Origin of the sequence: Mesorhizobium sp., from assembly GCF_005063415.1 — a bacterium.
GTDB lineage: Bacteria > Pseudomonadota > Alphaproteobacteria > Rhizobiales > Rhizobiaceae > Mesorhizobium.
Map to the genome: position 1 here is coordinate 1 of NZ_SUEG01000037.1, position 13,437 is coordinate 13,437.

Sequence of the window (13,437 nt, forward strand, 5' to 3'; positions counted from 1 at the left end):
CTCACCGACATCGCCGCCTTCAACCTGCCGGTGCTGGACGAGCCGCATCATCCGAGACTCGGCAAATACGAAAACAGCCACACGAAAGCATGGTCGAAAGCAATCGACGCCGCCGACGCATTCGTCTTCGTGGCGCCGGAATACAATTATTTCGCAGCCCCCGCGATCGTCAACGCGGTCGACTACCTGCTCAGGGAATGGCGATACAAGCCGGCCGCCATCCTTAGCTACGGTGGTGTCTCCGGCGGCTTGCGAGCGGCGCAGGCGGTCAAACCGCTGCTGACCGCCGTCGGCGTCATGCCGATTCCGGAAGGCGTGGCGCTGCCGATGTACCAGAAGCTGCTCGACGAGACGGGCGCCTTCGTGCCCAGCGAGCAGGTGCTCGGCGGGGCCAGGACCATGCTGGACGAGCTGTTCCGCTGGAGCGAAGCGCTGAGGCCGATGCGGGTCGGCTGACAACACGAACGGCCCGGCTGGCCGATGCCGTAACTTGCTCATGCCATAAAGAGATGGAATGCTCCGGCAAATGACCGGGCCGGGGCGGTTCGATTTGCGTTTTCTGTTTGCCTTGCTGCTGATCCTCTCGACGGCCTCCGCTGCAATGGCGGAGCGGCGCGTTGCGCTGGTCATCGCCGAGAACGACTACCGGCTGATCCGGCCGCTCGCCAATCCTGTCAATGACGGCGAGGTCATGGAAACCGTGCTGAGGAAGCTCGGTTTCGAGGTCTTCCTCGAAACCAACCGCGACCTGCGGCGCATGCGCCGGGCGCTCGACGATTTCCGCGAGGATGCCAAAGGCGCCGACGTGGCGCTGGTGTTCTTCTCCGGCCACGGCGTCGAGATCGCCGGCGAGAATCGGCTCCTGCCGGTGGATGCAGACGCGTCGTCGCTCGCTACGCTGGAAAGGACCAGCCTGCCGCTGGAGGAGATCCGCGCGACCGTCGCCGCCACCAGCAAGGTCGGACTGATCGTGCTCGATGCCTGCCGCAGCGATCCATTCGCGGCTACGGGCGGCGAAGGCCGCGGCGCAACGGCGCTGGTAAAAGAGGTCAGCGACAAGGTCCGGCCGGGTCTTGGCCGCATTGGGCGGGCAGAAAACATCCTGTTTGCCTTCTCGGCGGCGCCCGGCGAGACCGCCGCGGACGGGACGGGCCAGAATTCGCCGTTTACCGCGGCGCTGACGAAATACCTCGGCACCGAAGGTCTCGAGATCCGCTCCGTGCTGTCGCTCGTGCAGCAGGAGGTCTACGATCTCTCGCGCGGCAGGCAATTGCCCTATGTCGAGAGCGGCCTGCCGCAGCTGTTCTTTGCCGCCTCGGCCAGGGAGAAATTGCCGGAGCGCGAACGCTTGTTGCTGGCCATGGCCGAGGTGACGCCTCAGATGCGCGGCGAAGTGGAGAAGATCGCCAGCGACGCCGACATGCCGCTGGCACCGCTCTATGGCGCGTTGATCAGTTCCGATGCCGGCCACCTCTCCGCGGACAGTCTGAACGCCAGGCTGCGTGAGGCAGCCGACGCCTTCGTCAAGGTGCGGAGCGAAATGCAGACGCTTGGATCCGACGATCTCAGAGTGGCGGCGTTGCGCCGGCAGGCCGAAGAGCAGCTTTCGCTGGGAGCGTTCGATGCCGCGCGGAAAAAGCTTGCCGAGGCAGCGGAGATCGACAATGTCTCGCGCAACGCGCTGAAGGCCAATTTCGTCAGCCGCACGCTCTCCGAGGCCGCAACGCGCTATCTGTCCGGCGGGGCGGCGCGCGCCGACCTCGACTACGCCACAGCCATCAAGGATTATGAATCCGTGCTCGCGCTTTATGGCGAAGCCGGGCAGGTGGTGCTATCGCTGGACGACGCCGACCGCTTGATCCGCACGCTGGACGAGCTCGGCAAGCTCTATACCACGGTCGGCAATATCGATGCGGCCGGCCGCGCCTTCGAGGCGCTGCAAGCCGATCTCGAGCGGCGGTCGCATCATGAAACCGATCCCAACGTGAAGCGCGACTTCGCCGTCAGCCACGTCAAGCTCGGCAATGTGCGGATGGCGCAAGGCAATCTGCCGTCAGCGCTGCAGAATTATGAGACCGCCAGGACCATTCTGCAGGGCCTGACCGAGGCAGAACCGGACAATCTGGAGTGGTTCGGCGACCTCGCCATGGCCGACGACAAGATCGGCAACGTACTGGCGACGCAAGGCGATCTGGCCGGCGCCGCAGAGGTCTACCAGGAAAGCCTGTCGATCAAGAAACAGCTCGCCGCTGGAGAGCCCGACCGTGCCGAACTGCAGCGCGACCTGACCATCACCTACGATGAGATCGGTCACCTTGCCCATGTCGCAGGCCAACTGGACAACGCACAGGCGGCCTATGAAGAGAGCCTGAAGGTGCGGCTGGCGCTGGCGGCGGACAAACCGGGAGACGCCGACCGGCAGCGTGACGTCTCGGTCAGCCACGATACGATAGGCGACCTGCTGCGCGAACGCGGCGACGCCGCCGGGGCGCTGGCGGCCTACAAGGAAGGCCTGGCGATCGTCAAACAACTGGCTAAACGCGATCCGGACGACACCGAGTTGAAGCGCGACCTGTCGGTCGGCAACGCCAAGATCGGCAATGCGCTGAGCGACCAGCAGAATTGGCCGGCGGCACTTTCGGCTTATCGTGAGGCACTTTCGCAGGCCAGCGCGCTCGCCGCCGGCGACCCGAGCAACACCGATTGGCAACGCGACCTGTCCGTTTGCCTCGAGAAAGTCGCCGGCGTCCTGGCGATACAGGGCGACCACAAAGGCGCACTGAAAGCCTATCTGGACAGTTATGCGATTGCGCAGCGGCTGGCCAAGCTCGATCCCGCAAATTCCGACTGGCAGCGGGACTTGTCGATAACGCTGTCCGAAGTCGCCACGCTGCGCCTCAGGCAGCGCGATATCAGGGGAGCCCGGCAAGCCCTTCAGGACAGCCTGACCATTCGTGAGAAACTTGCCCGGTCCGATCCGGACAATGCCACCTGGCAGCGCGACCTTGTGGTCGCCTATATCGACTACGCGCAAGTCGCAAAGGACCCGAAGGCCGTGCTTTCCAAGGCGCTCGACATGACGCGCGAGCTCGACCGGACCGGTCGGCTGGCGCCGCGATACAAGTTCATGGTCAAGTTCCTGCGGGAGCGGCTGGCCAGGATCGAAGCCAAGCGCCGGTAGCCGGCCGACGCGACGGTCATTCCGTTCGGAAATGCCTGCAAACCTTGGAAAAACCGCCTTTTGCGCCTATATCTACGACATTAGAAATGCGCGATTCGAAGCCGATTTTTCGCGCTCTGCACACGGCATCAATCAGACAGGTTTTCATGAGCGAACAGACCGACATCGCCAACGGCGTTGAAGCCGAATACGGCGCCGATTCCATCAAGGTTTTGAAGGGCTTGGATGCCGTCCGCAAGCGGCCGGGCATGTATATCGGCGACACCGACGACGGCTCGGGCCTGCACCACATGGTGTATGAGGTGGTCGACAACGCCATCGACGAAGCACTGGCCGGCCATGCCGACCTGGTAACGGTGACGCTCAACCCGGACGGATCGGTGACGGTCATCGACAATGGCCGCGGCATTCCGACCGATATCCACACCGGCGAAGGCATTTCTGCGGCCGAAGTGATCATGACGCAGCTGCATGCCGGCGGCAAGTTCGACCAGAACTCCTACAAGGTGTCGGGTGGCCTGCACGGCGTCGGCGTGTCAGTCGTCAACGCGCTATCGGCCTGGCTGAAGCTGAAAATCCGGCGCAACGGCCATATCTACGAGATGAGCTTCACGCATGGCAATGCCGACGCGCCGCTGCGCATCACCGGCAGTTATGAACAAGACAAGGTCCCCGGCACCTATGAAGGCCGCAGCGGCAGCGAAATCACGTTCTTGCCGTCGTCCGAGACCTTCACCATGGTCGAATTCGACTACGGCACTCTGGAACACCGGCTGCGCGAGCTCGCCTTCCTGAACTCCGGCGTGCGCATCGTTTTGACCGATGCCCGCCATGCCGACATCGTGCGCCATGAACTGCACTACGATGGCGGGCTGGAAGAGTTCGTCCGATATCTCGACCGGACGAAGAAGCCGTTGCTCGACAAGCCGATCTCGATCCGCGCCGAGCGCGACGGCATCACGGTCGAAGTCGCCATGTGGTGGAACGACAGCTACCATGAAAACGTGCTGGCGTTCACCAACAACATCCCGCAACGCGACGGCGGCACGCATCTGGCAGGCTTTCGCGGTGCGCTGACACGCCAGATAACAGGCTATGGCGACTCCTCGGGCCTGACCAAGAAGGAAAAAGTGGCGCTGATCGGCGACGATTGCCGCGAAGGGCTGACCGCGGTGCTGTCGGTCAAGGTTCCCGACCCGAAATTCTCCTCGCAGACCAAGGACAAGCTGGTGTCGTCCGAGGTCCGCCCAGTGGTCGAAGGGCTCGTCAATGAGGCGCTCGGCACCTGGCTCGAGGAGCACCCGACCGAGGGCAAGGCGGTCATCGAGAAGGTTATCCAGGCCGCTGCCGCGCGTGAAGCCGCGCGCAAGGCACGCGACATCACCCGCAAGAGTTCGCTCGGCGTCACCTCGTTGCCCGGCAAGCTAGCCGATTGCCAGGAGCGCGATCCGGCGAAATCCGAGATCTTCATCGTCGAGGGCGACAGCGCCGGCGGCTCGGCCAAGGGCGGCCGTTCGCGCCAGAACCAGGCCATTCTTCCGCTGCGCGGCAAGATCCTCAATGTCGAGCGCGCCCGCTTCGACCGCATGCTCGGCTCCGACATGATCGGCACGCTGATCACCGCGCTCGGCACCTCGATCGGCAAGGACGAGTTCAACGCCGACAAGCTGCGCTACCACAAGATCATCCTGATGACCGACGCCGATGTCGACGGGGCCCACATCCGCACCTTGCTGCTGACCTTCTTCTTCCGCCAGATGCCGGAACTGATTGAACGCGGTCATCTCTACATCGCACAGCCGCCGCTCTACAAGGTGACGCGCGGGAAGAGCTCGCAATACATCAAGGACGAAGCCGCCTTCGAGGAATTCCTGATCGGCTCCGGGCTGGAAGAAGCGTCGCTTGCGCTCAGCACAGGCGAGGTGCGGGCCGGGCAGGACCTGCGCAGTGCCATCGACGACGCCCTAGCTGTCCGCCAGCTCATCAACGGATTGCACACGCGCTATAACAGAGGCGTGGTCGAGCAGGCAGCGATTGCCGGCGCGCTCAACCCGGAGATCTTCACCGACCTCCGCCGCGCCAACGAGACGGCCGAGCGTGTTGCCCGTCGTCTCGACATTATCGCCGAGGATACCGAGCGCGGCTGGATCGGCCGCATGTCGACCTCGAACGAAGGCATTGGCGGCTATGTCTTCGAGCGAACGGTGCGCAGCGTCAAGGAGTTCGCGCATCTCGACCTGGCGCTGATCAATTCCGCCGACGCACGCCAGCTCGACCGCTATGCGCCGCGCCTGGCGGAAATCTATGGCGAGCCGCCGGTGCTGCGCCGCAAGGATGTCTCAGAAACCATTTCGGGGCCGCTGGCGCTGCTCAATGCCGTGTTTGCCACCGGCCGCAAGGGCCTGACCATGCAGCGCTACAAGGGCCTTGGTGAAATGAACGCCGAGCAGCTCTGGGAAACGACGCTCGACCCGAATGTGCGCTCGCTCTTACAGGTCAAGGTCAATGACGCGACTGATGCGGACTCATTGTTTTCACGGCTGATGGGCGACGAGGTCGAGCCAAGGCGCGAATTCATCCAGGAAAACGCGTTGTCTGTGGCCAATCTGGATATCTGAGCCGCGATCCAGAGCCCGATCGGCAGATATGATGTGCATTGGTGCGCGTCGGCGCACCAATGTTGTCTGCTGCATTGCAACAGAGACCACCACGGATCGCCGGGAACGGAAAGTCTTTCAAGGCATTGTAGTTGATCACAATCGCCGCAGGAGGCATCCATGGGACGTGGCATTTTGCTCTGGCTTCTCGGAGTCCCGATTCCAATCATTATTCTGATCATGCTGTTCGCACGGTAGGGGGCTTCGATGCCGTCAACCCTAACGACTGTCGACGTTTCCGCACCGACGGAATCCTCTTCCCCCGCCGTCAGCTGGGGGCCAATCGTCGCCGGGGCCTTTGCTGCCTCGACACTTACCTTCATTCTGATGCTGCTCGGCTCCGGGCTTGGGCTGAGCATGGTGTCGCCATGGTCCGGCTCGGGTGCGTCAGTCACCACTTTCGCCGTTTCCACCGCCGTCTGGCTGATCGTCGTGCAATGGCTGTCATCGGGCGTCGGCGGCTACCTCGCCGGACGCCTGCGCACCAAATGGGTCGGCATCCACACCGATGAAGTCTTCTTCCGCGATACCGCTCACGGCTTCCTGGCCTGGGCGCTGGCGACGCTGCTCGTCGCCGGCGTGCTCGGCACGGCGCTTTCGGCCGCGATAGGTACCGGTGTCCAGGCTGCTTCGACTGTGGCATCGGGCGCGGCAATGGGCGCTTCGGCAGGTGCTGCTGCAAACGCGGGTAGCGCCTCGACAGACAACGCCACATCGTATTTCGTCGATACGCTGTTCCGCCCGGCCGATCCGGCCAGGCTCGCTGCCGCCAATCCGGAGAGCGACGCTGCTGCAACGGCGCAGGCATCGCGCATTCTGATCGCGAGTGCCGCAGCAGGCGAAATATCGGCCGACGACAAGACGTATCTGTCGCGGCTGGTGGCCGCCCGCACAGGCCTGTCCGAAGCTGATGCCACCGCTCGCGTCGATGCGGTAATCGCCAGAGCGCAGGACGCCAAGGTCAAGGCCCAGCAGGCGGCCGACACCGCCAGAAAGGCAGGCGCCACCTTCTCGCTGATTAGCGCGCTGTCGCTGGTCGTCGGGGCCTTCATTGCCAGCGCGGCTGCAGCACTTGGCGGCAGGCAGCGCGACGACGAGGAAGCAATTTTCCTGACCAATCGCTGATCCGTGGCTAAGCCAACTCCATCCGCTTCGGGAAGATTACGCCCGAAGGGGACCTTGCTTTGAACTGCCGGCGCAGCATTGTCGTGCGCTGCTCGCCGCCGATAGCTCAGTCCTCCAGCTTGCGGCCAAGATCGACCGCATCGCGCAGCACGGCAAGGTGCGAGCGCGGCTGTGCACCGGCCGGCGCGTTGACCTCGACGCCGCTCGCCGTCACCGACCAGTAGAGCCTGTGCGTGAAGACGCGGCCGCGCGAGCCGCGCAGCTCGACCTGAACGTTTTCCACGCCGGGACCAAAGTTCTCCGTCATCCGCCCTGAAATCGGGTCGCCGGTCAGCCAGCCATTGCCCCTGTCGAAAATATTGGTCCAGCGCGTCGCGGCAAACACCGCGCCATGATGCACCGCCCGCTGCGGCTTGCCGGAATGGCTGCGCCCTTCCTGGTAGAGCATGGTCCCGCCCGCCGCCCTGTCGGCGATCGGCGGGCATGCCGAGAACAGCCGCTCGGCGATGCCGCGCCTGAATTCGGCGAGGTTGTAAGTCACCAGAAACTCGCTGTGCGTCAGCGGACTGCCGAGCGTGACGAAATCGCTGATCTTCCACGACAGCGGATGATCGGCGTCGCCGACGCGAAGCTGCCGGTAGAGCTCCCATTGGTTGCGCCGGAATGCGGGGAGGTCGTCGAGGCTGTCGGGCCAGGCGGACGCATCGGCGGCCAGCGTTGCCTTGTCGACGGCGTGGATCGCCTTCAGCCGCGCTCTGTCACGAATGGCTTCCAGCTTTCGAGGCCTGAAATCGGCCCATAATATCTGCAACAGATCATAGGCGATGATCGACCCCAGGCTGTGCGAGACCAGCACGATGCGGTCGTAGGCGTCGTCCGTCATGAGGCGCTTCAGCAGCTTGAGGCCACGCTCGCGGACCAGCGCCCGCTTCTCGACCGTTGCCGCTTCGGCCCGCACATAGGCGGCGACGTCGCCAAAATAAGGCAAGCCAAACTGGTCCACCGACCAGATGACGAACGACGCCAGAACCGTGACAAGCACGCCGGTCGTCCAGGAGATGTAGCCTTGCCAGGCCGACGTTGCCAGCGCCAGCACCGCGCCGAGGACGACGATGGTGGCCAAAAGCGTGACGGCGTAGAGTTTGCGCACATCGTGCGGAATATCGGCGGGCTTGCGCCAGAGCAGGGTCGTCACCCAGGCAGCAAGGCGGCTCCGGGTCGTGCCCTGGGTGATGTCGGCCCAGTAAAGCTCGTAGAAATCGGTGCGGCGGCCATCGACATCATAGGGCGTGGTGATCCGGCGAAGCTCGTGCGAATTGGTCCGGCTGTCGGGCGTGATCCAGCTCTGGTTGATCTTCGCACCCATCGGGTCGGCCGGATCGGCGACATGGGCATAGAACGGAGCACGGGCCGGATCGTGGCTCCATACGGCCTGGACAAACCCCCTCAACGTGTCCATGGGCCGTTGTTCGCCCATGCCGTGCACGACCACCACCGCCTGGCTGCGCTTGCGTGGCGCCTTCGCTGCTGCGGTCAGATCGGCGGCCGGCGATGCAGCAGAACCAGGGTTGGGCACCAGCACCTCCACGATGACGCCGTTAGCAAGACGACGGGTCGGCATCGTATCTTCACAACCGGTAACAGCCAAGAAAAAGCCCGGCGCGGAGCCGGGCTGTATTCGACGATCGGCAGTGAGTTGGCAACGACGTCGTTTCAGTGATCCATCGCCTTGACGATCTCCTCGGTCATCTTCTTGGCGTCGCCGAGCAGCATCATGGTGCCGTCCTTGTAGAACAGCGTGTTGTCGATGCCGGCATAGCCGGAGCCGAGCGAGCGCTTGACGAACAGGCAAGTGCGCGCCTTGTCGACGTCGAGGATCGGCATGCCGTAGATCGGTGAGGACTTGTCGTCACGAGCAGAGGGATTGGTGACGTCGTTGGCACCGATGACATAGGCGACGTCGGCCTGCGCGAACTCAGAGTTGATGTCCTCCAGCTCGAACACTTCGTCATAAGGCACGTTGGCTTCGGCCAAGAGCACGTTCATGTGGCCGGGCATGCGGCCGGCAACAGGGTGGATGGCGTATTTGACGTCGACGCCGTTGGCCTTGAGCTTGTCGGCCATTTCGCGCAGAGCATGCTGCGCCTGGGCGACGGCCATGCCGTAGCCCGGCACGATGATGACCTTTTGCGCATTCATCATCAGATAGGCGGCATCCTCGGCGGAGCCCTGCTTGACCGTGCGCTCGATGCCGTCGTCGGCAATGGCTGATGTCTCGCCGCCGAAGCCGCCGAGGATGACCGAGATGAAGCTCCGGTTCATGCCCTTGCACATGATGTAGGACAGGATGGCGCCGGACGCGCCGACCAGCGCGCCGGTGATGATCAGCGCCAGATTGCCGAGCGTGAAGCCCAGTGCGGCGGCGGCCCAGCCCGAATAGGAATTCAGCATCGACACTACCACCGGCATATCGGCGCCACCGATCGGGATGATGAGAAGCACACCCAGCACCAGCGAGGCGGCAACGATCAACCAGAAGACCAGCTTGGTCTCGGTGGTGACGAGCAGCACGATCAGCACGATCAGCGCAATGCCGAGGGCCGCGTTGATGAAGTGGCGGCCACCGATCATGATCGGCTTGCCCGACATGCGGCCGTCGAGCTTCAAGAAGGCGATGACCGAGCCGGTGAAGGTGATGGCACCTATGGCAACGCCGAGGCTCATCTCGATCAGTGCCTGGGCATGAATATCGGCGACGGTGCCGATGCCGAAGCTTTCCGGTGCATAGATGGCGGCGGCCGCCACCATGACCGCGGCAAGACCAACCAGCGAGTGGAAGGCCGCGACCAGCTGCGGCATCGAGGTCATGGCAATGCGCCGTGCCGTGACCGCGCCGACCGAGCCGCCGATCAGCAGCCCGAGCACGATCAGCGCGAAGCGGCCGGCGGAAGGGGTGGCCAGCGCCAGCGTCGTGGCGATGGCGATGCCCATGCCGATCATGCCGTACATATTGCCCTGGCGGCTGGTGGTCGGGTGCGACAGGCCGCGCAATGCCAGGATGAACAGGATGCCGGAGACCAGATAGAGGAAGGAGGCGAAGTTGGCGTTCATAGCGGCCTACTTTTCCTTCTTCTTGTACATAGCCAGCATGCGCTGGGTGACGAGGAAGCCGCCGAAGATGTTGACCGATACAAGCATCAGCGCAACGAAGCCGAAGCCGGTGGCGACGCCCGAGGCCGAGATGCCGACGGCCAGCAGCGCGCCGACCACGATAACCGACGAAATGGCGTTGGTGACCGCCATCAATGGCGTATGCAGCGCCGGCGTCACCGACCAGACGACGTAGTAGCCGACGAAGATCGCCAGGACAAAAATGGCGAAGCGGAAGACGAAGGGATCGATGGCGCCGCCGGACAGCGCGTGCGCGGCGTCGCCGGCCGCCTCAGTGCCGGGAGCGACGGCAAGGTTCTGCACGGCGAGCCGCACGGCAGCTGTGGCCTGGTCGAGCTGGTCGAGGGCTTTCTGCAGGGTCTGATCCATCACGCGATCCCTCCGGTGGTCTTGGGCTTCCTCGAAGCGGCCGGCCTCTTCGCAGCCGGCTTCGCCGAAGCCTCGGCAACCATCGTCTTGGCCGGAATGGCCGGCGGTTCGACATGTTGGCCCTTTGGCGGCTCCTGCTCAGCCCTGACGAAGGCGGGATGCACGACCTTGCGGCCATCGGTCAGCATCGTCGCCTTGACCAGTTCGTCGTCGTGGTTGATGGCAAGCGTCTTCGCCGCCTTGTCGACCAGCGTCTCGAGGAAGGCATAGAGGTTTCTCGCATAAAGCAGCGAGGCGGATGCCGCGACGCGACCGGGAACGTTGAGATGGCCGACGATCTTTACCCCGCTGGCCGTGGTCACCACCTTGCCGGCTTCGGCGCCCTCGACATTGCCGCCGCGCTCGACCGCAAGGTCGACGATCACCGATCCCGGCTTCATCGAGGCGACCATCGCCGCCGAAACCAGCTTCGGCGCCGGACGGCCGGGGATCAGCGCCGTGGTGATGACGATATCCTGCTTGGCGATGTGCTCGGCGGTCAACGCCGCCTGCTTGGCCTGGTACTCCTTCGACATTTCCTTGGCGTAGCCGCCGGCCGTCTCGGCCGCCTTGAACTCCTCGTCCTCGACGGCCAGGAATTTTGCGCCGAGCGAGGCGACCTGCTCCTTGGCGGCCGGGCGTACATCGGTGGCGGTGACCACGGCACCGAGGCGACGCGCGGTGGCGATGGCCTGCAGACCGGCGACCCCGACGCCCATGACGAACGCCTTCGCTGCCGGTACGGTGCCAGCCGCCGTCATCATCATCGGCAAGGCGCGGTCATATTCGGCAGCCGCGTCGATCACCGCCTGATAGCCGGCGAGGTTGGCCTGGCTGGATAGAACGTCCATCGACTGGGCGCGGGTGATGCGCGGCATGAACTCCATGGAGAAGGAAATAATACCGGCCCTGGCAAGTGCCGCGACGGCAGCGTCGTTGCCGTAGGGATCCATGATGGCGATCACGGCAGTGCCCGGCCGATACGCTTTCAGCTCGGCATCGCTCGGCCGGCGCACCTTGAGCACGACATCAGCCCTGGAAACATCGCCGGCCTTGCCGATCACGGCGCCTGCCTTGGCAAACTCGTCGTCAGGGATGCGCGACGCCGTGCCGGCGCCGCTTTCGACAACCACGTCGAAACCCAGCGCCGCCAGCCGCTTCACCGTGTCGGGTGAGGCCGCGACGCGCGGCTCGTTCGCATCGAGCTCACGAGGGATGAAAACCGTCTGTCCCACCGCATGATCCTTTCGGCCGGAACCCGCTACCGCAAGACGCCGACCGACCCCGAGCGGCGCCTTCGACAAAGGTTGGAGGAGTTATCGGAGAATAAAGGCGCCGACGGCCAGGATCAGAACGAACAGTATAGTTCCTGAGAAGAAGCCTCCCGCAAAAAAGCCGAAAGCCATTGCCAGAAGCACGGCGAGGCAAAAGAGCGATCCGTATTTCGCGAGCCTGAGGAAGCCGGCATAGGTGCGGTCGTGCTCGGCATAGTCCATCTTCGCGCCCAGTTCGACAGGACCGGTCGGCGTGTGTTCAGCCATAGGAATACCCCTTCGAAGACATCTTTCAGGCACATAGCGAAAAGCCGCGTTAAGGGCAATGGCGCTATTGCCGCATCGCCGCAGCCAACAATCTCAAGCAAAACTTGAAATCGCTGCGCGGAGCGCGGTACCAATCCCAATGGATGGCAGATCCGCCATTGCCGATGTCGTTAGCCGGCGAGATGCGGGAACAGTCCGAGCAGGCCGACAACGATCAGATAAAGGGCGACGATATAATTGAGCAGCCGCGGCATCACCAGGATCAGCACGCCTGCAATCAGCGAGATAAGCGGGGTAAGGGCGAGCGTGGAAATGGTCATATCGGTTCCTTTGATCGGATCGCTGTCGAAGCGATGCGTGGCGGATATCGGCCATGCCAACCTACCGCCAGCACCCTTGCCCAGAACGCCGAAGCGAGCGGAAGGCTCCATGGGCTCGTTCAGGCGGCTTCGCGAAAATACTTGGCGGTGGGCAAGATGGTCAGCGGGGCGAGTTCGCCGACACCTGGCCTATCGAACAGCATGCGCTGCTCCATCGGCGTCGAACGGAAGAACGGAAAGCGCGACAGCGACCGTTCGCGAATAGCGCCAACATCAGCACGGTAGAGCACGACCTTGTTGTAGACGCCAGGATAGGCACGCGGCTCACTGATCTTCTCGGCGTAGTAGATCCGCTTGTAAAAGCCGGCGTGATCCTCGCGGATGGTCGAAAGGCAATAGGGCGCGTTGAAGTGAAAGCATGCCATGCCGGCGAGCCGCAGCGTGAGATAAGGTATCTGCGGATACACGCGTGACCATTCCGGGTCGGAGGCGAACCGACTGGGGCAGACGAAGCTCATGCCCTCCCTCAGCATCGGCATGACGATATCACCGAAAGCCTTGGTGGAAGGCGATCTTGGCGTCGACAGCGTGACGTGATGAATACGCAGCGTGCTGACGAGTTCCTGGTCGATGTAGACACCGAACCGGAAGACGTTAGGCACCTCGTCGAGTTCGTCGTGAATGGTGTGGTTCTCGTTATCGGGAACCATATCGTTGGAACGGTACGACTTGTAGCGTAGGCGATAGATGTCCTCGAGATCCTCGCCCTTGTCGCAACGGCGATATTCCGTCCGTTCCAGCATCGCCGAAACATTCCTGGCGAAGCTGGACATTTCGGGCGCACTTTCCCCACCAGCGCCCGCCGCATGGCCGAGCGAACTCAACTGGGCACACATGAACTCTATTCCCCGCGATTACCGCCACCAGCCGACACTACGGACGGGTCATGAGATGTAAAGATGAAAATAAGTAGGAGCTCGTTTACCGCTCGTTAAGGTTAACAATTAATAAAATTATACTAAAATGCGCGGTTT

Annotated in this window: 11 protein-coding genes; 4 read left to right on the forward strand and 7 right to left on the reverse strand. The window is 63.2% G+C overall.

From position 1 onward, the window contains the following. The 4 genes from E5W70_RS12565 to E5W70_RS12580 all read left to right on the forward strand — a co-directional run. On the forward strand, nt 1–456 hold a 456-nt coding region (locus tag E5W70_RS12565; RefSeq protein ID WP_292658288.1), incomplete at its 5' end, for an NADPH-dependent FMN reductase. A gap of 58 nt (nt 457–514) precedes the next feature. Further along, the gene (locus tag E5W70_RS12570; RefSeq protein WP_292658290.1) at nt 515–3,181 is read left to right on the forward strand and encodes a caspase family protein; all 2,667 of its coding nucleotides are present in this window, start codon (nt 515–517) and stop codon (nt 3,179–3,181) included. A 146-nt stretch (nt 3,182–3,327) separates the two neighbouring features. Beyond that, on the forward strand, nt 3,328–5,799 hold the full coding sequence (gene gyrB, locus E5W70_RS12575) for a DNA topoisomerase (ATP-hydrolyzing) subunit B (protein WP_292658292.1): 2,472 nt from the start codon (nt 3,328–3,330) through the stop codon (nt 5,797–5,799). 246 nt (nt 5,800–6,045) lie between these two features. Further along, nucleotides 6,046–6,963 (forward strand): hypothetical protein, encoded by a 918-nt coding sequence (locus E5W70_RS12580; RefSeq protein ID WP_292658295.1) that lies wholly within the window; start codon nt 6,046–6,048, stop codon nt 6,961–6,963. Nucleotides 6,964–7,069: 106 nt separating this feature from the next. Here E5W70_RS12580 and E5W70_RS12585 read toward each other — a convergent pair whose 3' ends face one another. The 7 genes from E5W70_RS12585 to E5W70_RS12615 all read right to left on the reverse strand — a co-directional run bounded on the left by E5W70_RS12585 (nt 7,070) and on the right by E5W70_RS12615 (nt 13,299). Beyond that, nucleotides 7,070–8,584 carry a hypothetical protein gene (locus tag E5W70_RS12585; protein WP_292658298.1) on the reverse strand — a complete coding sequence of 505 codons (1,515 nt, stop codon included), beginning with the start codon at nt 8,582–8,584 and terminating at the stop codon, nt 7,070–7,072. Between the two features lie 92 nt (nt 8,585–8,676). Continuing rightward, complete coding sequence (locus E5W70_RS12590) at nt 8,677–10,074, reverse strand: NAD(P)(+) transhydrogenase (Re/Si-specific) subunit beta (protein ID WP_292658300.1); 1,398 nt, start codon at nt 10,072–10,074, stop codon at nt 8,677–8,679. Nucleotides 10,075–10,080: 6 nt separating this feature from the next. Continuing rightward, nucleotides 10,081–10,506, reverse strand: coding sequence for an NAD(P) transhydrogenase subunit alpha (locus tag E5W70_RS12595; protein WP_292658303.1), 426 nt, complete (start codon nt 10,504–10,506; stop codon nt 10,081–10,083). Further along, nucleotides 10,503–11,777 carry a Re/Si-specific NAD(P)(+) transhydrogenase subunit alpha gene (locus E5W70_RS12600; RefSeq protein WP_292658306.1) on the reverse strand — a complete coding sequence of 425 codons (1,275 nt, stop codon included), beginning with the start codon at nt 11,775–11,777 and terminating at the stop codon, nt 10,503–10,505. Before E5W70_RS12600 ends, E5W70_RS12595 begins: the two co-directional genes overlap by 4 nt. Before the next feature lie 81 nt (nt 11,778–11,858). After that, nucleotides 11,859–12,083, reverse strand: coding sequence for an aa3-type cytochrome c oxidase subunit IV (locus tag E5W70_RS12605; RefSeq protein WP_292658309.1), 225 nt, complete (start codon nt 12,081–12,083; stop codon nt 11,859–11,861). 170 nt (nt 12,084–12,253) lie between these two features. Then, on the reverse strand, nt 12,254–12,403 hold the full coding sequence (locus E5W70_RS12610) for a DUF3096 domain-containing protein (RefSeq protein WP_013528205.1): 150 nt from the start codon (nt 12,401–12,403) through the stop codon (nt 12,254–12,256). A 119-nt stretch (nt 12,404–12,522) separates the two neighbouring features. Further along, nucleotides 12,523–13,299 (reverse strand): hypothetical protein, encoded by a 777-nt coding sequence (locus tag E5W70_RS12615; protein WP_292658311.1) that lies wholly within the window; start codon nt 13,297–13,299, stop codon nt 12,523–12,525. Between the last annotated feature and the right edge of the window lie 138 nt (nt 13,300–13,437).

Excerpts from the sequence above, each read along its gene's own strand:
- E5W70_RS12605 (WP_292658309.1), bottom strand. The coding sequence starts at position 12,083 with ATGGCTGAACACACGCCGACCGGTCCTGTCGAACTGGGCGCGAAGATG.
- E5W70_RS12615 (WP_292658311.1), bottom strand. The coding sequence starts at position 13,299 with ATGTGTGCCCAGTTGAGTTCGCTCGGCCATGCGGCGGGCGCTGGTGGG.
- E5W70_RS12590 (WP_292658300.1), bottom strand. The coding sequence starts at position 10,074 with ATGAACGCCAACTTCGCCTCCTTCCTCTATCTGGTCTCCGGCATCCTG.
- E5W70_RS12580 (WP_292658295.1), top strand. The coding sequence starts at position 6,046 with ATGCCGTCAACCCTAACGACTGTCGACGTTTCCGCACCGACGGAATCC.
- E5W70_RS12585 (WP_292658298.1), bottom strand. The coding sequence starts at position 8,584 with ATGCCGACCCGTCGTCTTGCTAACGGCGTCATCGTGGAGGTGCTGGTG.
- gyrB (WP_292658292.1), top strand. The coding sequence starts at position 3,328 with ATGAGCGAACAGACCGACATCGCCAACGGCGTTGAAGCCGAATACGGC.
- E5W70_RS12610 (WP_013528205.1), bottom strand. The coding sequence starts at position 12,403 with ATGACCATTTCCACGCTCGCCCTTACCCCGCTTATCTCGCTGATTGCA.
- E5W70_RS12570 (WP_292658290.1), top strand. The coding sequence starts at position 515 with ATGCTCCGGCAAATGACCGGGCCGGGGCGGTTCGATTTGCGTTTTCTG.